Origin of the sequence: Oxalobacter paraformigenes, assembly GCF_000158475.2 — a bacterium.
Taxonomy (GTDB): Bacteria; Pseudomonadota; Gammaproteobacteria; order Burkholderiales; family Burkholderiaceae_D; genus Oxalobacter; species Oxalobacter paraformigenes.
Map to the genome: position 1 here is coordinate 1667252 of NZ_KI392031.1, position 20871 is coordinate 1688122.

A 20871-nucleotide genomic window follows, 5' to 3' on the forward strand; every position below is an offset into this window, starting at 1 on the left:
AATTGGTAAAAAAGCGTGATTTCATCTGCCAGACTTCCGGCTGCTTTCTTCTTTCGGGTAAAAGTGCAATTACCGGAGATAACTATTTGCCTTTGCTCAGCTTTTTACATTTTTTCGGTTTTTGTCACGCCGCTTTTTTTGTATACTTGGAACATCTTTCAAAGGAGTCTTGCCATGCACAAAATCCTGAGTGGACTGCTGTCGCTGATCATTTTATGCGTCTTTACGGCACCTCTCGGGCTGGCGGCCACCAAAAAGCGGGTAAAACTTCCTTCAAAAAAACAGCAGCAAAAACCGTGCCATCCGGAAAAAAAGGAAAAAGCACACCGGTCGCCCGACAAAAAGCCGTTCCTTCAAAAAGGAAAAATGCCCGGATCGTTTCAACCCGCCATGCAAAAAAACCGTCCAAAAGAGTAGTCACGCTGGATCGGCGTACCTCACACAACCGTTCGCGTGCCGCTTACCGAAAAGTGTCTCTGAGACGGTCGGTTCCCGTTGTGCCCCGCTACTCTTTCGGTGATCTGGCCGGTCTCAAAAACACGTATGATCCCCTGTCGCTGAAATCCAATGCGGCGCTTGTACTGGACGAGTCCAATCTCGAAATCCTCTTTGAAAAAAACTCCGATATCGCCTTGCCGATGGCTTCCATCACGAAGCTGATGACAGCGCTGGTTGTCGTCGAATCCATGCAGGACATGAATGAAATTCTTGAAATCACTGAAGAAGATGTGGATGTACAGAAACACACAAGTTCGCGTCTTCGGGTCGGAACAAAAATGACGCGCGCCAATCTGTTGCATCTGGCTTTGATGAGTTCGGAAAACCGGGCTGCGGCAGCATTGGGCCGCAATTATCCCGGCGGGATTTCCGCTTTTGTCAATGCCATGAATATCAAGGCACAGGTACTGGGCATGTCCGATTCCCGTTATGTTGATTCCAGCGGACTATCCAGCGGAAATATCGCCAGCGCCCGTGATCTGGCCAAGCTCGTGATGGCCGCTGCCCAATATCCGATCCTCAGAAAATATTCGACCGATACTTATTACTCTATAGACGACGGATTGCGCGAAATGCATTATGGCAACACCAACGGACTGGTTCATAACCCCGAATGGCATATCCGCTTGCAGAAAACCGGCTATATTTCCGAAGCTGGCCAGTGCTTGGTCATGCAAGCGGTCATCAATGGACGTCCGATCGTCATGGTATTTCTCGATTCCAAGGGAAAAGGAGCCCGCCTGGCGGACGCCCAGCGTATCCGGAGCTGGCTGACGCAATCTGAAACATCCATCACTGAACCCCGGGTCTGATTTTTTCGACAAAAAAGCCGGCTGTTTACGCCGGCTTTTTTCATGGTTACGGGACAGAATTCAGGCTTTAAAAGGATGGCGCAAAACCAGTGTCTCTTCCCGGTCGGGACCTGTCGAGACCATATCGACCGGCTTGCCGACCAGTTCTTCGATACGTCTGATATAAGCCTGTGCATTCTGCGGCAAGGCTTCCATCGACTTGGTACCGATCGTGTTTTCCTTCCACCCTGGCATTTCCTCGTAAATGGGTTCGCAACGTGCCGCATCTTCTGCATTGGACGGAAAAATGGAAATGTCCTTCCCATCCATTTTATAGCCGACGCAGATCTTGATGGTGTCCAGACCGTCCAGCACGTCCAGCTTGGTCAGGCACAGGCCGCTCAAGCCGTTCAACTGCGCGGAACGACGCAACAACGCCGCATCGAACCAGCCGCAGCGGCGTGGACGTCCCGTCACGGTACCGAATTCCATACCGACAACGGAAAGATGTTTTCCCACGCCTTCGTTTGTCGAGAGTTCCGAAGGGAAAGGGCCGGAACCGACGCGGGTGGTATAAACCTTGGTAATACCAAGAATGTAATTGAGCATGCCCGGCCCGATACCCGCTCCCGCCGAGGCATTCCCTGCCACGCAATTGCTGGAAGTGACATACGGATAAGTGCCGTGATCGACATCGAGCATACTGCCCTGTGCGCCTTCAAAGAGCAGGTTCGCCCCGGATTCATACGCCCTGTTCAGGGCTGACGATACATCGGCAATCAACGGCCTGATACGGGGAACGACTGCCAGAGCATCTGCCAGCGTCTTCTGGTAATCAACCGGTTCAACCTTGAGATAGTTTTCCAGTACGAAATTATGGTAATCCATATTCCGCTTCAGTTTTTCCGCAAAAAGGTCCGGATTCAACAGATCGGCAACACGAATGGCGCGACGCGCCACCTTGTCTTCGTAAGCCGGCCCGATGCCTTTTCCGGTCGTGCCGATTTTCGCGTCCCCGCGACGCAATTCACGGGCCAGATCCAAAGCGGTGTGATAAGGCAGGATCAAGGGACAGGCTTCCGAGATTTTGAGCCGTGAAACCACTTCAATACCGACCGCTTCCAGCTTGTCGATTTCCCGTAACAGATCCGGAATGGAAAGCACACATCCGTTACCGATATAACAGGCGACGCCGGGCCGCATGATTCCCGAAGGAATCAGCTGCAATGCCGTCTTCTGGCCGCCGATTACCAGCGTATGCCCTGCATTGTGGCCGCCCTGGAACCGGACAACTCCCTGCGCATGATCCGTCAACCAGTCGACGACTTTTCCTTTTCCTTCATCGCCCCATTGAGTTCCGACTACTATTACGTTTCTGGCCATATTTCCACTCATTCGTTACCTGCCGTTTTCAGTATCCAGTCACCGTTGTCCGCTTCCTGAACCAGGAAACGATCGCAAACAAACTCGTCATGCTCGGATCGTGAATTCGGCAATTCATAAACAACAATTTCGCCCGACTGTCTCAGTTCCCCGATTTTCCGACACAACTTTTCATCGTCGCTCCAGGGCGCAAGAATGACATGACGCTTTTCGGCTGCGGGAAGCACTCTCGCCAGTTCTCTCAAATCCATCGAGAAACCGGTTGCCGGACGTGAACGCCCGAACGCTTCCGCGACATGATCGTACCGGCCGCCCCGCGCAATGGCATTTGGCAACCCGGGCACGTAAGCGGCGAACATGACGCCGCTATGATAATGATAGCCATGCATGTCGGCAAGGTCGATTGTAACCCTGTCGCATTCAGCCTGACCAGCCAGATATTCCAGTTCAGCCAGCGCCTTTGCAATGCCTTCGGTATCCGGCAGTATTTTTTTCGCTTCTTTCAGTATCTCCACATCGCCATACATACTGGGCAATGCCAGCAACGCGGTGCGTGTATCTTCATGAAAGCCTTTCGTCAGCTCGATCAACCCCGGCATATCTTTCGTTTCCAGCAAATCGAACAGCTGCGCTTCAAATATCTGGGCCAGCGGATCGCTTGCGATCAAGGCTTTTAACACGCCAACATGGCTCAGGTCGAGACAAACCCCGGAAATGCCTGCCGCTTTCAGGGAAGCCAATGCAAGACTCTGGATTTCCGCATCGGCCTCGATGCCGGGGTAACCGAATATTTCAGCCCCGATCTGCAAAGGTTCCCGTGTCGCCTGCAAACCTGAAGGACGTGTGTGAAGAATGCTGCCGGCATAACACAGCCGGGTCACTGTATTGCGATTCAAAAGATGGGCGTCGATCCGGGCAACCTGTGTGGTCATATCCGCACGAATGCCCATGGTACGGCCCGACAACTGGTCAATCAGCTTGAAGGTATAAATTTCGGTGTCCTGCCCCACGCCGGTCAGTAACGACTCCAGATATTCGAGCATGGGAGGAATGACGAGTTCGTAACCGTAGGAACGGAATTCATCGAGAATTTTTCGCCGCAGATCTTCCATCTTGCGTGCCTCGGAAGGCAAAACGTCAGCGATAAATTCCGGTAAAAGCCAGTTAGGCATGATTCAAATTCAGCAAAAAAGTTAAATGATAATACAGGGAGCCGCTAAAGGAGGCACAAAAAACCTAGTGCGCCCCTCCGGGATGTTTCATGTAACGGAAAAATTCGGAAGTGGGATCCACCACGAGAACATCTTTCTTGTCCTTGAAACTTTCCTTGTAGGCTTCAAGACTGCGATAAAAACGATAGAACTCCGGATTTTTGCTGAAGGCACTGGCGTAAATACGCGAAGCCTTGGCATCGCCCTCACCTTTTATCTTTTCCGCATCGCGGAAGGCTTCGGCAAGGATAACCGTTCTCTGCTTGTCGGCATCGGCCCTGATTTTTTCGGATTCGGCTTCGCCAATCGATCGCAGTTCATTGGCCACGCGCGTCCGTTCCGACTTCATTCTTTCAAAGACGGAACTGTTAATCTGGTCGACATAATCGACCCGTTTAAGACGCACATCGATGATTTCCACACCGATATGCCTGGTTTCATTCGCCATCTTGTTTTTGACGGCCGACATCAACCGATTCCGGTCGCCGGCAATGACTTCACTCACCGTCCGTTTGGTGATTTCGTCGTTTAAAGCCGCCTTGACGATTTGCGCCATCCGATCCTGCGTTCTTTGCTCATCTCCGCCGAAGCTGATATAAAACAGGCGAGGATCGACAATCCGCCATTTAACATAGGAATCGACCAGAATATTCATCTTTTCAGCTGTAATAATCCGATCCGGCTCATGCGTTTCTGTTGAAAGAATCCGCTTGTCAAGAAAAAGCGCATTCTGAAAAGGAGCGGGCAATTTGAAATACAGGCCAGGCTCATCAATGATTTCCTTGACCTCTCCCATCGCAAAAACGATAGCGTATTGCCGCTGATCCACCACAAAAATCCCGGTCCCAACCGTCAGGGCCATCACCGCAAAGATAAAAAATCCGATAACGTAACGCATTATCTTCCTCCTCTTACGCGATCTTCGCGGGCCCGCTCTTTCTCACCCCCACGTGCCGAAGCGGAAGAGTCGGACGAAGAAGCGGATTGCGAGCCGTTTCTTTCGGAATCCGGGGATCCCGTTTGCGCAATCAGCCTGTCCAAAGGCAAATACAGCAGGTTATTGCCTGTTTTGGCGTCGACCATCATTTTGGTGGTATTGGCAAAAATCTGCTGCATCGTTTCCAGATACATCCTGTCCCGCGTCACAGCAGGCGCTTTCTGGTATTCGGCAACAATCTGTCTGAACCGGGAAGCGTCACCCTCGGCATTGGCGACAACCTTGTGCCGGTATGCCTCGGCTTCTTCTTTCAGACGTGCTGCTGCTCCACGCGCTCTCGGGATCACATCGTTGGCATAGGCCTGTCCTTCGTTTTTCAGCCGTTCACGATCCTGTCCCGCCTTGACGGCATCGTCAAAAGCCGCCTGAACCTGTTCAGGCGGTTGCACACCCTGCATCGTCACATTGGTAACAAGCACTCCCGAACGGTACTGGTCAAAAATTTCCTGCATGATTTTCTGCGCGTCCATAGCGATCTGGTCGCGCCCTTCATACAGGACAAAATCCATTTTTTTGCCGCCGACTACTTCGCGGATAGCCGATTCCGCAACCTGTCTGACCATGTCTTCCTGATCGCGGTTGTTAAAGACCCAATCGGCCGCATCTTTCAGTTTGTATTGAACGGCAAACTGGATATCGACAATGTTTTCGTCGTTTGTCAGCATCAGGGCTTCTTCGAGCTTTTTGTTCCTGAGATTGTTACGGTACCCCACCTCGACAGTCCGCACCTGCGAGACATTGACGACTTCATGGCTTTGTATCGGCCAGGGTATCCGCCAGTTGATGCCGGACGGCGCAAAACGGCTGAAACGGCCGAAAGTCATGACAACGCCCGTTTGTCCCTCCTGAACAGAATAAAAGCCGGTTCCCAACCAGAACACGGTCGCGATGAGCAGGATCAGGCCAAGCGCGATCTTGAGGCCGCGAGGACGCGCTTCCCTGTCGCCAAATGGATCGTCGTCATCCTTGTTCGGATCTTCAGGATCTTCAGGTTTCTGGTCTTTTTTTCTTTTCCAGCGAAAAAGACGGTTTAAACGACGATTGAAATCCTTCCACATTTTTTCGACGTCAGGCGGTTGCTCCCGGTCGAAACCGTGGCCGTGGCCGAACAGATCGTCACACAGTGGATCCGGCTTGCTTGAATCGGGTAACGGTGAAAACAACATTCTCAAAATTATGTGAAATGGTTCAAATCAATTACTGGCAATATCGGAATGATTGTCAGATCCATCTCTTTCATCCATATCACCGGAACGGGAAATCTTCTGGTCCTTCGCGTATTCAGCAATGGCACTTCTCAGCAAATCAAGGCCTTCGCCCGTTCTCGCGCTGACAAATACCCGACTGATTTTACCATACTCATCCCGCTCTAAAGCGGGTTTTAAACCTGCCGCATCAATCTTGTTCCAGATGAGCAGTTGCGGCACATCCCGGGCCCCGATTTCTTCCAGGACGGTATTGACCTCATCAATTTGCTCGTTTCTCATGGGATTGGCGGCATCGACGACATGCAGCAACAGATCGGCATGTATGGTTTCTTCCAGAGTGGCCCGAAAAGCGGCTACCAGTTGATGGGGCAATTCACGGATGAACCCGACGGTATCGGATACCACCACATTACCTACGGATTCCAGATAAATGCGCCTTGAAGTCGTATCCAGCGTCGCAAACAACTGATCGGCTGCATAAGTGCCGGCTTTGGTCATGGCATTAAATAGCGTGGATTTGCCTGCATTCGTGTAACCCACCAGTGAAAGCGAAAACACCTGATTCCGGTTACGCGACCGTCGTTGCGTTTCGCGCTGGCGCTGCAACTTTCCCAGTCTGGTTCGGAGCATGCGCACTCTCTCGCCAATCAGACGCCGGTCGGTCTCCAGCTGGGTTTCCCCGGGACCCCGCAAACCGATACCCCCCTTTTGTCTTTCCAGATGGGTCCAGCCCCTGACCAGCCGCGTCATCAGATGCTGCAATTGCGCCAGTTCCACCTGAACCTTGCCTTCATGACTCTTCGCCCGCTGGGCAAAAATATCCAGAATCAGACTGGTCCGGTCAACAACCCCGATATCCAGCCGCTTCTCGAGATTGCGTTGCTGTGCGGGAGAGAGCGCATGATTGAAAATAACAAGCCCGGCATTGTACAAATGAACGGCCTGAACAATCTCATCCACTTTCCCGCTTCCGACATAAAAAGCGGCATCGGGGCTGGACCGTTTGCCTGTCACGGTAAAAACGGGTTCCGCACCTGCCGATCGGGCAAGCAAGGATAGTTCCCCGACACTCGCAGCAAAATCGCCTTTTCCGAAATCGACTCCGACAAGAATGGCTTTTGTCATTTCAACAACCCGTTCCGGAAGGCATCAGGCATTTTCCTCATCCGCATTCAGGTTGATGGCTCTGGAAGGCACAACGGTCGAAATGGCGTGCTTGTAAACCATTTGGGTAACGCTGTTACGCAGCAATACGACATACTGGTCAAAAGATTCGACCTGTCCCTGCAATTTGATCCCGTTGATCAGATAAATGGAAACAGGAATATGTTCCTTGCGCAGAATGTTCAAAAAAGGATCCTGCAGCATTTGTCCCTTGTTCGCACTCATGTTTGACTCCATTGAATAATAGTTTTAATTGGTTACTGGAGACGAAATCCGGTTTAGTGTACCGTAGAAGGCACTCCTGAAACAGGTCAACTATACCTTATTTATGGCATCTGGATATGACCTGTTTCAGTTTGGGTCGATTATTTCGCAAATGGATTCTTGCCGGATCTGAATTCGATACGCAAAGGTGTTCCGGTCAGGGAAAACGCATCCCGGAAATGTTTTTCCAGATAACGCTTGTAATCGTCGCCGACATTTTCCAGACTGTTTCCGTGGATGACGATAATGGGCGGATTCTGGCCGCCCTGATGGGCATATCGCAATTTGGGCCGGATGGAACCCTGCCGGCGTGGCGGCGCCTGATGTTCGACCGCTTCCTCCAGCACACGCGTCAGACGTGGCGTCGAAAGTTTGGCCATTGCGGCAGCATAGGCGGCATCGACCGACCGCATGAGGGCGCCGATCCCGGTTGCTTTCAGAGCCGATACATAATGGAACTTCGCAAAAGAAAGAAAATGCAGTTTTCGTTCGACTTCGGCTTTGACTTCCCGGCGTTTGTCCGGCGGCAAACCGTCCCATTTATTGATGCCGACAACCAGCGCTCTTCCGCTTTCCAGAACAAAACCGGCAATATGGGCATCCTGTTCCGAAATATCCTGTTGCGCATCCAAAAGCAGAAGCACGACATTCGCTTCGGAGATAGCCTGCAAGGTTTTGACGACTGAAAACTTTTCAATCGCCTGAAAAACTTTTCCCCGTTTCCGGAGACCTGCGGTATCGACCAGTGTGTAGTGCTTGCCGTCCCGCTCGAAAGGAATCTCGATGGCATCGCGTGTTGTTCCCGGCAAATCAAAAGCAATGACCCGCTCCTCTCCCAAAAGCGCATTGATCATGGTGGATTTGCCGACATTGGGACGACCGACGACAGCCAGCCTGACAGGCCTCTGTTCTCCTGCAATCCCGTCTTCCGTCTCGGCAGGCGCATACGGCACCTTTCCAAGCGCTTCTTCAAGCAGGGTATGTACCCCGTCGCCGTGTGCAGACGAAATGACCAGAGGATCGCCCAGCCCAAGTTCATAGAAATCCGCCACGACAGCAGTATATTTCATGCCTTCGGCCTTGTTGACGACAAGAATGACAGGACGCCCGCATTTGCGGAGATAATCGGTGATTGCCTTGTCGTGCGGCGTGATTCCCTGGCGTCCATCAACCATAAACACGACAACGTCCGACTCGGCAACGGCCTGTTTCGTCTGTTTGGCCATTTCCTGCAGGACACCTTCTTTCACAACCGGTTCGAAACCGCCCGTATCAATCACCAGAAAAGGACGGTCTCCCATTCTTCCTTCCCCGTAATGCCTGTCCCGGGTCAAACCGGGATAATCGGCGACCAGCGCGGCCCTCGAACGGGTGAGCCGGTTAAATAAAGTGGACTTGCCGACATTGGGACGGCCGACCAGGGCAATGACAGGTTTCATTTCTTAATCCAGGGTAAATGCCTGCAACGATCCGGCACGCGTTTGAACAATCAGCCTGTCGCCAACCACAATGGGCGTTGCGGAAATAGCCGATCCATCCGTTTCGATCCGCGCATCGAACGAACCGTCGTAACGCGACAGGAAATGGACAAATCCCTGCCCGTCCCCTGTCGCAACCGTGGAACCGAAAGGCACAGGCGTTGTCAGGTCGCGATAGGTCATTTTGTCATTTCGCCAGACACTTTGCCCGCGAAAATTGGAGAAAGCGTAAACCTTGTCATCTGCATCAACCGCATAAACATGCTCTTCATCGATACTGACACCGACCTTGCTGGAAAAATTCTTGACCCAGAACGTCGAGCCTGACACCACATCGAAACAGCCGATACGGCCCTGATAGGCCGTGACACAGACGCCCTGTCCGTAAATCGCCGGGACACCCGACATATCGGCTATGCGTTCGAGTTCAGTTGCCCCTCGCGCGTCGCCAATAGGAATTTCCCAGCGTATAGCCCCGTTGTTCAACATCATCGAAAGCATTCTGCCACCGGGCAACGAAACGATCGCTGTCGGTCCGACTGTCGCTATTCCCGGAGATGAACGCAACATCAGGGAAGGCGCGCGGTGCGCCACCATCCACTTCCGTTCACCTGTATCGACATCATAGGCGGCTATCTTGTTGTCCATGCTCCGGACCACGACGAGACCGTGTGCGATAACGGGAGCGGCCAGCACTTCTGTTGAAACCGGGGCTTTCCATTTTTCCTGTCCATCGGAATCCAGAGCGATCAAAACGCCTTTGACACCGGCAACCACCACTGTAGTGCCATCACTGGCGACCCCGGCCGTCAAGTCCATATCGACATTTTTGCGCCAGATTTCATTGCCGGTTGAGGCGTCGACTTTGACAACCGTCCCATCTGCGGCCGCGCTGTAAATGGCGTCGTAAGTATAGGCCGGTGAAAACACATAATTCCCCGACGAACCGACATTGGCCGACCAGACACGATGAGGGGTTTTCGAGGGCGTGAACTGGGCAAGCGCGGCAGGCGGATGGCGTGGCGCCGGTTTTGAAAACCAGTTGAACATGCTGCATCCCGCCAGCGGCAACAACAGGGCCGCACTGGACAGGACAACGATTGATCGTAACAGTTTCTTCACAAATCTATCCTTTGGATTCTGATGGAACACCGATTTCTTCCAGTTTGAGCTGAATCAGTTGCTTGCCCGGATCGTCCGGCAAAGCTTTTTCCAGTGCAGTTTGGTAAGCGATACGGGCTTCGGCCAGTTTGTTTTGCGCGACCAGAAAATCTCCTTTCCTGTCTTCCGCGAGACTGGCAAACGGTTCCGGGAAGCTGACGGAAAGCAGTTTCATGCCTTCGTCGTACGCTTTCTCATCAAGCAGGATTCCAGCCAGACGGATACGCGCGATCGCCTTATAACCATCCTGTTTACCGTTATCGACGATCCATTTCAGTTGCGACTTGGCGGTATCGGCATCCTTTTCCTCGTAAGCCATCCTGGCGGCGACGAGGGTTACCATGGGCGCGTAAGCCGTGCCCCCGAATTTTTCCTGGGTGTCTTTGGCAACTCGCAATGCCCTTTCACTGTCGCCGGACAGAACGGCACTCTGCATCTCGTAATATAACTGGGAAGCCTGCGCCGTCTGTTTGCGCTGGTAATATCCCCAATACGCGTAAACAGCATAACAGCCCAATACGATAATCAGGACCCAGGTAATCCAGTTCCCGTGTTTCTTCCACCATGCCTTGATGGATTCCAGTTGTTCCTGTTCTTCTAGATCGTAAGCCATGTCTGATGAATTAATGAATACAATGATCGTGCGAAGGATGATTCTCTCCACACCCGCATTCGCCGACAATCTGATCGACCAGATAATCGGCTACTTTTTCAAACGGGACACTTGTCTGATTGTTCCCCGCGTTTTCCGCCCGCAACGCCTTGACACTGGCCTGTCCGCTGCTGATTTCGTCTTCTCCGATCAGAATCGCGAATGTCGCACCGCTTTCATCCGCCCGTTTCATTTGCGCCTTGAAACTGCCTCCGGAATTTAACGAGGCACAGTACAGAATGACATCCAGTCCGGTGTTTCTCAGCGCTTCGGCCAGAACCGTCGCCTCCAGCAGAGCGTCTTCGCCCTGATGGGCAATGAACACATCCGCCTTTTTTGACGAGTCGATGCCGCCTTTGGCCTTCATGAGTTCGATCAGCCGCTCGACGCCCATGGCAAATCCGCACGACGGCGTAAATTTGCCGCCGAACATTTCGAAAAGTGGATCGTACCGGCCGCCGCCGCAAACTGTTCCCTGCGCGCCCAGTTCTTCACTGATCCATTCGAAAACCGTCCGGTTGTAATAATCCATCCCCCTGACCAGTCTCGGGTTAATCGTAAAAGGAATATTGTTCCTTCGCAAAATCTTTTTTACCCCTTCAAAGTGATCGAGCGATTCCCTGTCCAGATAATCGAGCAGTTTCGGAGCGGCATTGACCATATCCTGCATGTGCGGATTTTTCGTGTCCAGGATGCGCAAGGGATTACTGTACAACCTTCTTTGGGCATCCTCATCCAGCACGTCCTTGTGCCGTTCGAAATAGGCGATCAGATCGGCACGGTGCCGGTTGCGTTCTTCTGCGTTACCGATGGAATTGAGTTCAAGGCGGATGTTGTCGAGTCCGAGATCGTCCCACAGTCGCTGGCAAAGCAGAATCAGTTCGGCGTCGATATCCGGCCCCGGAAAACCGACCGCTTCCGCCCCGATCTGGTGAAACTGCCGGTAACGTCCCCGCTGCGGGCGTTCATGCCGAAACATGGGGCCGGTATACCACAGGCGCTTTGAACCGTTATAAGTAAGATTATGTTCGAGAACGGCCCTGACGACACCGGCTGTACATTCCGGTCGTAATGTCAGCTGATCGCCGTTTAACGAATCCTCGAAAGAATACATTTCCTTTTCAACAATATCGGTCACAGCGCCTAAACCACGAGCGAACAGGGAAGTTTCCTCGACAATCGGCGTTCTGATGCGCTCGTAGCCGTAACTTTTCAATACCGACTCGACAGTGTTTTCCAGCAACTCCCAGACAGGAGACTCATCGGGAAGAATGTCGTTCATTCCCCTGATGCCCAGTATTTTCCTGATTTTTTTTGCCTTGTTTTCTTCAGACATGCTTGTAAATTACCTGTTTTTCTTCAAAAAACCTTACGGTTTGCTCCCGTAATGGGACTCGACATACTTCAGGATAATTTCCTGAAACTGTCCCTCAATGTTTTCACCGCGCAAGGTGGTTTTCTTTTCGCCGTCCTCAAAAACGGGAACGGCAGGCAATTCTCCATTGCCTGGCAAACTGATACCGATATTGGCGTGACGCGATTCACCCGGGCCATTCACGATACATCCCATCACAGCCACACTCATTGTTTCGACGCCGGGGAAGCGATCCTTCCAGAGCGGCATTTGCGCACGCAGATAATCCTGTGTACTGTTGGCCAGTTTCTGAAACAGGCCGGACGAAGTACGGCCGCATCCCGGACACGACACGACCACAGGGGCGAAATTACGCATCCCCATCGTTTGCAGCAATTCCTGCGCCACGACGATTTCTTTCGTTCTGGCTTCACCGGGCCCGGGAGTCAGTGAAATGCGGATTGTATCGCCAATCCCTTCCTGCAACAACACGGACAGGGCGGCAACGGAAGCCACAATGCCCTTGCTGCCGACACCGGCCTCCGTCAGGCCAAGATGCAGCGCATAAGGACATCGTCGAGACAATTCCCGGTACACGGCGATCAAATCCTGCACACCGGACACTTTACAGGACAAGACAATGCGGTCTTGCCCCAATCCCAGCTCTACAGCACGGTCGGCGCTCCCGATAGCGGAAGAAATCAAGGCTTCATACATGACGCTCTGAACCGGCCAGGGTTGCCTGCGCTCTGCATTTTCATTCATGAGCCGTTCGAGCAAACCCTGATCGAGACTTCCCCAGTTGACCCCGATACGGACAGGTTTGTCATAACGGCAAGCGACGGCAATCATGTCGGCAAAATGGGCGTCCTTTTTCGCGCCCTGTCCGACATTTCCCGGATTGATCCGGTATTTGGAAAGCGCTCTGGCACAATCCGGAAACCGCGTCAGCAGCAAATGCCCGTTATAGTGAAAATCGCCTGCCAGCGGCACATCGTATCCCAGTGAATCGAGCCGGTCGCGAATCAGTGGTACCGCTTTTGCCGCCTCGGAAGTATTGACTGTCAGGCGCACCAGTTCGGAACCGGCTCTTGCCAGCTCCGCGACTTGACGAGCGGTCGCTTCCACATCCGACGTATCGGTATTGGTCATCGATTGCACAACGACAGGCGCTCCCTGTCCGATCAGAACGGTGTTTTTCCCGTTTTTCACGGTCACGCCATACGTCTGTTTCCGCTGCATTCTCCCGGCTATTACCGGCTCATTCTGGAAATTCATGAGACTTACTTCAAACTTATTCTGGCTACCGAATTAACGGTACGCGGCGCCAGATCGACAGGCGCGCCCCTGAACTCCATAGTTACCCCCGGCGCATAGCCGACAATAACCGTAACCGGTTCGTTAATGTCGAGCTGACGTTGCTCTCCCGGCTTTCCCATATATTCCGTGATAACGGAACCGTCCTTTTTCTGAACCTGTACCCAGGATTTTTCCCGGAAATTCATCGTCAGCAAAGACGACTTCGTTGCCGCAGCCGACGAGACGTCTTTTATAGGCTCCGGTTTCACAACAGCCGGCAAAGGCACGGCGCCATTATCCTGACCGGTCGCAGTCTGTGAATTGGCAGGTATGGCCGCCTTCATCCCTTCGGTATTCAGGGCGGCAGACTGCGTTATCTGTCCGGCATTCTTGTCAGAAACCGGCTCCTGGACACCCGTAACCGGTTTGGTTTCCAGAGAAGGCAGGATTGCCGTTTTCGTTACCGTTGTTTCAGGCGTCTCTTTTTTGCTGAAACGCCCGTCAAGGGAAAACAGTTTCATATTCCAGGCAACGACCGCCACGATAACGACAACAACAAGCAATATAAGGAACTTGCCCGTCAAGTTCCGTTTTTTCCGGAAGGGCATCTGCGTCTGCGCGAAGAGTTCGGGTGTTTTCTTTACAGACGCCTTGACCTGTACAGGCGATGGAGACGCTTTCTTTTCGGCGAATTGTGCAACGAGCGGCTCGGGATCCATTCGCAGGACACGCGCGTACGCCCGGACAAACCCTCTGGAAATGGCAACACCGTGCAAAGCGTCGTAATTGTCCGTTTCCAGATAGTGAACCTGACGCAACGTCATTTTCAGACGGGCTGCAATCTGTTCCTCGGTGATACCCGCCTCGATCCGTTTCGCCGCCAATATGGCGCCGGGTTTTTTTTCGGAAGCCTCATTAGGAACATCCGGTTTTTCGGTTACCTTTACTTTTTCCTGAACGGTTGACGCAGAATCTTTTCCAGTTTGGGTGGAATCTTTTTCCATATCATTGCTGTGTTCATTGTCCATTTAAAACCCCATCATAGAAAAAAACGCTCTCGTCAATCCTGAGAAAGTTCAAACCGGTATGACAGACAGGCACCATTCTTTCAAAACCGATTCAACAGTTGTTTCGAAACCGGTAATTTTCAACAAGCGCTTCAGGATCAATACCGCTTTCCGCCATGCGTTCCCGGACTCTTGTCCTGTCCCGCACATCGCCTGCCAGCAAGCCGCAAGCCGCTTCAATGTCTTCCCCTCTCGTTTTCCTGACCGTCGTTACGATACCGGCATCCAGCAGAATTTTGGCAAAAGCGGAAATACGCGCATCGCTGGAGCGTTTCAGTCCGGGCATGGGAATGGAATTGAACGGGATCAGATTCAGCTTGCATGATACCGGATCGGAACCGTGTTTAACCAGTTCAACCAGTTCTTTTGCGTGCTCATCCGTATCATTTATACCATCTAACATGCAATATTCGAAAGTAATGAAATCGCGCGGCGCATATTCCAGATAACGACGGCAGGCAGCCATCAGTTCAGATAGCGGATGCTTGCGATTCAAAGGCACCAGCATGTCCCGCAATTTGTCGCTGGGCGCGTGAAGTGAAACCGCCAGAGCGACAGGACACTCTTTGGCCAGCCTGTCGATCATGGGAACGACTCCGCTTGTGGAAACCGTCACCCGCCTTCTCGAAAGACCGTAGGCATTGTCGTCCAGCATCAGTTTCAAGGCGTTGACGCTGGCGTCGAAATTGAAAAGGGGCTCGCCCATCCCCATCATGACGACATTGGAAATCTGTCTCTCGGATTGGTTGGCCGCCATATTTTTCGACCGGCGTATGGCAAATTCAGCCATCCACAGCTGCCCAATAATTTCATCCGTCGTCAGATTGCGGCTGAATCCCTGTTTACCTGTTGAACAGAACAGGCAATTGACGGCACATCCCGCTTGAGTCGAAACACAAAGGGTTCCACGGTTATCTTCAGGAATATAGACTGTTTCGATGGCATTGCCTTCGCCGACATCAAGCAGCCATTTCCGCGTTCCGTCCGCCGACAGATGATCTTTGAGTACCTTCGGGGCCCTTACTTCAGCGCATCCCTCCAGTTTTCCGCGAAGTGACTTTGCCAGGTCCGTCATCCCGGCAAAATCGCTCACGCCGGACTGATGAATCCAGCGTTGCAACTGTTTCGCACGAAACGGTTTCTCATTCAAGGTCTTGCAATATTCAACGAGTTGAACAGGAGTGAACCCCAATAAATTTGTTCGTGCGTCAGACATGTCAATACCCGGTGCTGTTTCCTGCGGCCGTTTCGACCGGACGCAGGAAAAAAGATATCAGCGAGCGCAAACTTGCATGGAAGGGAAGAAATAGGCAATTTCGACAGCGGCGGTTTCAGGCGCATCCGAACCGTGAACGGCATTGGCGTCAATCGAATCGGCAAAATCGGCACGGATCGTTCCCTTGTCCGCTTTTTTCGGATCGGTCGCCCCCATCAGTTCGCGGTTCTTGGCAATGGCATTTTCGCCTTCAAGAACCTGAACCATAACCGGGCCGGAAATCATGAACTCGACCAGATCCTTAAAGAAAGGACGATCTTTATGAACAGCGTAAAAGCCTTCAGCGTCGGCACGGGACAACTGAAGCATGCGCGCCGCCACAATTTTCAGGCCGGCTTCTTCAAAGCGGCTGTAAATTTTTCCGATTACATTCTTGGCGACTGCATCCGGTTTGACGATTGACAAGGTACGTTCGACTGCCATTTTATAAAACTCCAATAATAAAATAGAAAACTTGAAAAAAGACCAGTTTTTCATTTTAGCATGGATGACTGTCAAAATAAGCGACAAACCTCGCGCCCGTTTTCTCTGCGTCAGCATTTACCTTTCGTTAACAGGCTGGACTGTCCTGTAAGAAATCATATTATTTCTCTGTATCAGCAGGACTGCCGTTTTTTTCCGGTCTATTTTCGAGACCAGATCCTGAAAACTGTTCCGGTTGGCAACATCCGCATTGTTGAGACGCAAAATAACATCGCCCTTGCGAATACCGCTGGCAACAGCGGGGTTTTCAGCCTTTGTCACCAGAACTCCCTGTTTCACTCCCAGCTGTTTCTTTTGTGCCGCGGTCAAATCCGATACTGTCAGCCCCAAAACTTTCGAGGACAGCATGGAACCGCCTTCCCTGTCCGCTTGGGGCACGCGCGCAGACTGGACATCGGCTTGCATGACCGAAACTGTCACCGGCAACGAGAGTGTTTTTCCCTTTCTCCAGACAGACAGTCTGACGGTTTTACCCGGTGGCGTATCGCCCACCAGACGCGGGAGTTCGGAAATTTTCTCAATGGATTGTTCGTTGAACTTCAAAATGATATCTCCCGCTTCCAGTCCGGCTTTTTCAGCCGGCGAACCGCTTTCGACATGAACGACCAGCACTCCCTGTTTATCCGGCAAATTCAATGCCTTGGCCGTTTCACCCGAAACTTCTCCCACCTGAATTCCCAACTGTCCGCGGGTGACCTTGCCGCTTTTTTTCAGTTGCTCGGAAACACGGAGCGCTTCGTCAATAGGAATGGCAAAAGAAATACCCATGTATCCGCCGGAACGGCTGTAAATCTGCGAATTGATGCCGACTGCTTCTCCCGCCATATTGATGAGCGGGCCGCCGGAATTTCCCGGATTGACGGCGACATCCGTCTGGATCAGCGGCAAATAATCTCCGGTATCCCTTGCCTTGGCGGAGATAATGCCAGCTGTTACGGTATTTTCAAGGGCGAAAGGCGAGCCGATTGCCAGTACCCACTGCCCTGCCTTGATATCGACCGATTTGCCGGTTTTAAGATAAGGCAAGGCCTTGCCATCGATTTTCAGCAAGGCCACATCCGTCCGTTTATCGGAGCCGACAACTTTTGCCTTGAATTCGCGATTGTCGGTCAGTCTGACAAAAACATCGTCCGCATTGTCGATAACATGGTGATTGGTCAGGACATAACCGTCGGGCGAAATGATAAATCCCGATCCTAACCCCCGTCGTATTTGTTCTTTCTGCCGGGATTGCGCCGGCGGACTATCGGGACGTGGAACGCCAAAGAAGCGGAACAGATATTCCTGAAAATCCTCATCCATTTCGTAAACCGGATTGCGCCTCGACTGTATTTTTTCGACTGTCCGGATATTGACAACGGCAGGCCCCACTTTTTCTACCAGAGCGGTCAGATCCGGCAAACCGTTTACCATCCCGGAAGAAGCTGAAAAAGCCCTGTCAACGGGAAAAAACAGAACAAAAACACTTAACAGCAGAAAGATCAGCTTTGAAAAAGGCAGGAGTAATGGTTTTTTCATAATTCGGCAACTTCAAAAACAACCGGGTTTACAGACTATGGTATCTTCGGTACAGCGACATGCCAAACCGGCAGAATCCGAAATCATTTTAAACGGATTCCGGAATGCGGTTCAATCGCCATAAGAAGATAGCGGATTTTTTCAATCGTTTTCTCAGGAAAAACTGAAGTAAAGGATAGATAAAAGGCAAACAAGCTTATCTGTCCGGCAAATTATTCCGGAAAGACAAGCGGCACATCAAAGAGCTTCCGCTTTATTTTTATGCAATTCGTCATCGGCGGCGATTTTTTCCTCACTATCCCCCCGACATTGCATCCGGCCATATTCGGCTTGCAAACCCAAAAGCAGGTTTTTCCGGAAACTTTCACTCACTTCCGGCACAGGATTGTGCAACCGCAAGTGGCGACCTATTGCCCGGTAAAGTTCCAGCACATGTCCGGTTTCTTCGCGACCCAGCATGCCCTGCGTAAAGGGCCGCTCATCCTCCCGCGCTTCATTATCGTAAAAAGCCGAAATCCATTCTTTTTCCATGTTCCGCTCTCATTCACTTCCGTTTTTATTTTTACCATCTTCTGTCCAGCGTCGTTCCCAGCAAAGGCCTCAATTTTGTCGCAATCGATTCGCGCGCCCGGAAAATACGGCTTCGGACAGTTCCGATAGGACAATCCATAACCGAGGCAATTTCATCGTAACTCAATCCTTCGATTTCCCTTAAAGACAAAGCCATTCTCAAATCGTCCGGCAACTCATCCATGGCAATATTGACAGTCTGCGCAATCTGCTTGGAGGCCAGTACAGACTCGGGCGTATCAATGTCCCGCAGATTTTCTCCCTCATCGTACGATTCCATCTGTTCCGCACTGGCATCCGTTGAAGTCGGAACCCGGCGCCCCTGATTATCGAGAAAATTTTTGGCAGTGTTAATTCCGATCCGGTATAACCATGTGTAGAAAGCCGAATCGCCTCTGAATTGATGCAATGCCCGATATGCCTTGATAAAGGTTTCCTGTACCACATCTTCCGCCTCGGTCTGATTGGTCACCAGCCGCAATACCAGCCTGAACAGCTTGCGCTGGTACTTGGTAACCAATAGATCGAACGCCATTTTGTCTCCCTGTTGAACACGTTCGACAAGTCGCTTGTCTATGTCACGTTCAGTTGTCAAAATTGGATACCTCATATCATGCAACTGTCCGCAACTCCTGTTTGGAGTTACTTTAGCGCAATAAGTTCATAAAATAATCAAAATTTTTTATGAGCGTCGATCCATCTGCATGCCGCATACAGGACCTTGAAATCGTCCGGCTGCATTGAGTCGAAAAAAATGAGGATTCTGGAAACATTTTTCGATTCCGACTCAAGGTTTAACACTATCAACCACGGCCAGATTGTCGAATTTTCCATTAGCGTCCAGACATTGCCATCGTTAAAACCGTTTTTCTTTTCCGACGTATCGAACTCATTCCCCTTATATTCCTTCAAGCGTATTTGTCCGTTGCCGGAAATATCAATTCGAAGCGTTTTTCTCGCTCTCACATAGCCAAAAACCAGCATCAGACCAGCCGTCAGGAAGGCTGGCGTCAGCCATATTCTTCCGTAAAGGACGAATTCGCCCAGGAGGCCTCCCCCCATTGAAACACCTGTCAACAAAAAGAAAACGGCAAAGCCGAGAACAAGAATGGCCTGACACCGCGAAGGCTTTACCCATGCAGACACAGCAATCGTCATGGATTCCGATCCCATTTTGAAAAAACAAAAGCCACATTCACGCAAGTGAATGTGGCCCTGCCAAAACCCTGGAGTCTTAAATCTTGCCGAATATTAATGAACCGTTGGTACCGCCGAAACCGAACGAGTTTTTCAACGCATAATTTATACGCATGTCTCTCGCGGTATTGGCGCAATAGTCCAGATCACATTCGGGATCCTGATTGAAGATATTGATGGTGGGGGGAGCAACCTGATTGTAAACAGCAAGCGCGGTAATGACCGATTCCAGACCGCCCGCGCCACCCAGCAAATGGCCGACCATCGATTTGGACGAACTCATCACCACCTTTCTGGCGTGATCGCCCAACGATCTCTTGACGGCAACCGTTTCCGCCTTGTCGCCCAATGGCGTTGATGTACCGTGAGCGTTAATGTAATCGATCTGATCCGGATTGATTTGGGCATCGTTGATGGCGGCATTCATACATCTGCTTGCGCCACTGCCGTCTTCCAAAGGAGCGGTCATGTGATTGGCATCCGCACTCATGCCGAAACCGACAATTTCAGCATAAATCTTGGCGCCCCGGGCTTTCGCGTGTTCATATTCTTCCAGCACCAGCACACCAGCACCTTCGCCCAACACAAATCCGTCCCTGTCCTTATCCCAGGGTCTGGAAGCGGTGGCAGGATCGTCGTTTCTCGACGAAAGCGCACGCGCTGACGCAAAACCGCCGACCCCCAATGGCGAAACCGTCGATTCCGCTCCGCCGGCAATCATGACATCCGCATCGCCATAGGCAATGATACGGGCGGCAAAACCGATGGAATGCAAACCGGTCGAACAAGCCGTTACGATCGACAGATTAGGCCCTTTCAATCCATAACGGATAGAAAGAAAACCGGAAATCATGTTGATAATCGAAGAAGGAACGAAGAATGGACTGATCCGGCGCGGACCGCGTTTTTCCAGTTCTCCATGAGTCTTTTCGATCATCGGCAACCCGCCGATGCCCGATCCGATATTGACGCCGATACGCTCCGCATTTTCTTCGGTAACGTTCAGGCCACTGTCTTCAATTGCCTGAATACCCGCAGCCATTCCATAATGAATGAAGGTATCCATGTGGCGCGATTCTTTGCCTGGAATATAATCTTCCAGCTGGAAATTCTTCACCTCGCCGGCAAAAGTCGTGCTAAAAGCAGAAGCGTCGAATCGGGTGATGGGTCCAATACCGGATTTACCCGATGTTACTGCATTCCACATATCAGCTACCGTATTGCCTACAGGCGAAATACATCCCAGTCCGGTAATAACGACCCGGCGTTGTCCCATACGGCTCAAGCTGTTCTCCCTGTC

The 20871-nt window shown here is 51.6% G+C and carries 20 protein-coding genes; 1 reads left to right on the forward strand and 19 read right to left on the reverse strand.

Annotated elements, in window-relative coordinates:
• Positions 1 to 296 precede the first annotated feature (296 nt).
• Positions 297 to 1310 (forward strand): serine hydrolase, encoded by a 1014-nt coding sequence (locus tag OFAG_RS12045; RefSeq protein ID WP_051347057.1) that lies wholly within the window; start codon positions 297 to 299, stop codon positions 1308 to 1310.
• A 60-nt stretch (positions 1311 to 1370) separates the two neighbouring features.
• Here OFAG_RS12045 and OFAG_RS12050 read toward each other — a convergent pair whose 3' ends face one another.
• From OFAG_RS12050 to fabF, 19 genes are all read right to left on the reverse strand, one after another.
• Positions 1371 to 2684, reverse strand: coding sequence for an adenylosuccinate synthase (locus tag OFAG_RS12050; protein WP_005875686.1), 1314 nt, complete (start codon positions 2682 to 2684; stop codon positions 1371 to 1373).
• A complete protein-coding gene (locus OFAG_RS12055; RefSeq protein WP_005875685.1) occupies positions 2681 to 3844 on the reverse strand; it encodes an ATP phosphoribosyltransferase regulatory subunit in 1164 nt (387 codons plus the stop codon). Before OFAG_RS12055 ends, OFAG_RS12050 begins: the two co-directional genes overlap by 4 nt.
• 64 nt (positions 3845 to 3908) lie before the next feature.
• Positions 3909 to 4781, reverse strand: coding sequence for a protease modulator HflC (hflC, locus tag OFAG_RS12060; RefSeq protein ID WP_005875684.1), 873 nt, complete (start codon positions 4779 to 4781; stop codon positions 3909 to 3911).
• The gene (hflK, locus tag OFAG_RS12065) at positions 4781 to 6046 is read right to left on the reverse strand and encodes an FtsH protease activity modulator HflK (protein ID WP_020995346.1); all 1266 of its coding nucleotides are present in this window, start codon (positions 6044 to 6046) and stop codon (positions 4781 to 4783) included. Before hflK ends, hflC begins: the two co-directional genes overlap by 1 nt.
• A gap of 27 nt (positions 6047 to 6073) precedes the next feature.
• The gene (hflX, locus tag OFAG_RS12070; RefSeq protein WP_005875682.1) at positions 6074 to 7213 is read right to left on the reverse strand and encodes a GTPase HflX; all 1140 of its coding nucleotides are present in this window, start codon (positions 7211 to 7213) and stop codon (positions 6074 to 6076) included.
• A gap of 24 nt (positions 7214 to 7237) precedes the next feature.
• A complete protein-coding gene (gene hfq, locus OFAG_RS12075; RefSeq protein WP_020995347.1) occupies positions 7238 to 7477 on the reverse strand; it encodes an RNA chaperone Hfq in 240 nt (79 codons plus the stop codon).
• Positions 7478 to 7617: 140 nt separating this feature from the next.
• Positions 7618 to 8955, reverse strand: a complete 1338-nt coding sequence (gene der / locus OFAG_RS12080) for a ribosome biogenesis GTPase Der (protein ID WP_005875680.1) — start codon at positions 8953 to 8955, stop codon at positions 7618 to 7620.
• A gap of 3 nt (positions 8956 to 8958) precedes the next feature.
• Positions 8959 to 10116 carry an outer membrane protein assembly factor BamB gene (bamB, locus tag OFAG_RS12085; protein ID WP_020995348.1) on the reverse strand — a complete coding sequence of 386 codons (1158 nt, stop codon included), beginning with the start codon at positions 10114 to 10116 and terminating at the stop codon, positions 8959 to 8961.
• Positions 10117 to 10120: 4 nt separating this feature from the next.
• Positions 10121 to 10768 (reverse strand): YfgM family protein, encoded by a 648-nt coding sequence (locus tag OFAG_RS12090; protein WP_005875678.1) that lies wholly within the window; start codon positions 10766 to 10768, stop codon positions 10121 to 10123.
• A gap of 10 nt (positions 10769 to 10778) precedes the next feature.
• Positions 10779 to 12143, reverse strand: a complete 1365-nt coding sequence (gene hisS / locus OFAG_RS12095) for a histidine--tRNA ligase (protein WP_005875677.1) — start codon at positions 12141 to 12143, stop codon at positions 10779 to 10781.
• Positions 12144 to 12176: 33 nt separating this feature from the next.
• On the reverse strand, positions 12177 to 13403 hold the full coding sequence (gene ispG / locus OFAG_RS12100) for a flavodoxin-dependent (E)-4-hydroxy-3-methylbut-2-enyl-diphosphate synthase (protein ID WP_390621827.1): 1227 nt from the start codon (positions 13401 to 13403) through the stop codon (positions 12177 to 12179).
• 41 nt (positions 13404 to 13444) lie between these two features.
• Entirely contained in the window at positions 13445 to 14488 is a 1044-nt protein-coding gene (locus OFAG_RS12105) for a RodZ domain-containing protein (protein ID WP_005875674.1), read from the reverse strand.
• Positions 14489 to 14579: 91 nt separating this feature from the next.
• A complete protein-coding gene (gene rlmN, locus OFAG_RS12110; RefSeq protein WP_005875673.1) occupies positions 14580 to 15743 on the reverse strand; it encodes a dual-specificity RNA methyltransferase RlmN in 1164 nt (387 codons plus the stop codon).
• A gap of 57 nt (positions 15744 to 15800) precedes the next feature.
• The gene (ndk, locus tag OFAG_RS12115) at positions 15801 to 16226 is read right to left on the reverse strand and encodes a nucleoside-diphosphate kinase (RefSeq protein WP_040721474.1); all 426 of its coding nucleotides are present in this window, start codon (positions 16224 to 16226) and stop codon (positions 15801 to 15803) included.
• Positions 16227 to 16343: 117 nt separating this feature from the next.
• Positions 16344 to 17804: a DegQ family serine endoprotease gene (locus OFAG_RS12120; protein ID WP_005875671.1), complete on the reverse strand. Its 1461-nt coding sequence runs from the start codon at positions 17802 to 17804 to the stop codon at positions 16344 to 16346.
• A gap of 237 nt (positions 17805 to 18041) precedes the next feature.
• A complete protein-coding gene (locus tag OFAG_RS12125; RefSeq protein ID WP_005875670.1) occupies positions 18042 to 18335 on the reverse strand; it encodes a hypothetical protein in 294 nt (97 codons plus the stop codon).
• Between the two features lie 31 nt (positions 18336 to 18366).
• Positions 18367 to 18984 (reverse strand): RNA polymerase sigma factor RpoE, encoded by a 618-nt coding sequence (gene rpoE, locus OFAG_RS12130; protein WP_040720655.1) that lies wholly within the window; start codon positions 18982 to 18984, stop codon positions 18367 to 18369.
• 62 nt (positions 18985 to 19046) lie between these two features.
• On the reverse strand, positions 19047 to 19532 hold the full coding sequence (locus OFAG_RS12135; protein WP_020995350.1) for a protein YgfX: 486 nt from the start codon (positions 19530 to 19532) through the stop codon (positions 19047 to 19049).
• A 76-nt stretch (positions 19533 to 19608) separates the two neighbouring features.
• Positions 19609 to 20856, reverse strand: coding sequence for a beta-ketoacyl-ACP synthase II (gene fabF / locus OFAG_RS12140; RefSeq protein ID WP_005875667.1), 1248 nt, complete (start codon positions 20854 to 20856; stop codon positions 19609 to 19611).
• Between the last annotated feature and the right edge of the window lie 15 nt (positions 20857 to 20871).

Excerpts from the sequence above, each read along its gene's own strand:
- OFAG_RS12050 (WP_005875686.1), bottom strand. The coding sequence starts at position 2,684 with ATGAGTGGAAATATGGCCAGAAACGTAATAGTAGTCGGAACTCAATGG.
- OFAG_RS12055 (WP_005875685.1), bottom strand. The coding sequence starts at position 3,844 with ATGCCTAACTGGCTTTTACCGGAATTTATCGCTGACGTTTTGCCTTCC.
- hflC (WP_005875684.1), bottom strand. The coding sequence starts at position 4,781 with ATGCGTTACGTTATCGGATTTTTTATCTTTGCGGTGATGGCCCTGACG.
- hflK (WP_020995346.1), bottom strand. The coding sequence starts at position 6,046 with ATGTTGTTTTCACCGTTACCCGATTCAAGCAAGCCGGATCCACTGTGT.
- hflX (WP_005875682.1), bottom strand. The coding sequence starts at position 7,213 with ATGACAAAAGCCATTCTTGTCGGAGTCGATTTCGGAAAAGGCGATTTT.
- hfq (WP_020995347.1), bottom strand. The coding sequence starts at position 7,477 with ATGAGTGCGAACAAGGGACAAATGCTGCAGGATCCTTTTTTGAACATT.
- der (WP_005875680.1), bottom strand. The coding sequence starts at position 8,955 with ATGAAACCTGTCATTGCCCTGGTCGGCCGTCCCAATGTCGGCAAGTCC.
- OFAG_RS12090 (WP_005875678.1), bottom strand. The coding sequence starts at position 10,768 with ATGGCTTACGATCTAGAAGAACAGGAACAACTGGAATCCATCAAGGCA.
- hisS (WP_005875677.1), bottom strand. The coding sequence starts at position 12,143 with ATGTCTGAAGAAAACAAGGCAAAAAAAATCAGGAAAATACTGGGCATC.
- ispG (WP_390621827.1), bottom strand. The coding sequence starts at position 13,403 with ATGCAGCGGAAACAGACGTATGGCGTGACCGTGAAAAACGGGAAAAAC.
- OFAG_RS12105 (WP_005875674.1), bottom strand. The coding sequence starts at position 14,488 with ATGGACAATGAACACAGCAATGATATGGAAAAAGATTCCACCCAAACT.
- rlmN (WP_005875673.1), bottom strand. The coding sequence starts at position 15,743 with ATGTCTGACGCACGAACAAATTTATTGGGGTTCACTCCTGTTCAACTC.
- ndk (WP_040721474.1), bottom strand. The coding sequence starts at position 16,226 with ATGGCAGTCGAACGTACCTTGTCAATCGTCAAACCGGATGCAGTCGCC.
- OFAG_RS12120 (WP_005875671.1), bottom strand. The coding sequence starts at position 17,804 with ATGAAAAAACCATTACTCCTGCCTTTTTCAAAGCTGATCTTTCTGCTG.
- OFAG_RS12125 (WP_005875670.1), bottom strand. The coding sequence starts at position 18,335 with ATGGAAAAAGAATGGATTTCGGCTTTTTACGATAATGAAGCGCGGGAG.
- rpoE (WP_040720655.1), bottom strand. The coding sequence starts at position 18,984 with ATGAGGTATCCAATTTTGACAACTGAACGTGACATAGACAAGCGACTT.
- OFAG_RS12135 (WP_020995350.1), bottom strand. The coding sequence starts at position 19,532 with ATGACGATTGCTGTGTCTGCATGGGTAAAGCCTTCGCGGTGTCAGGCC.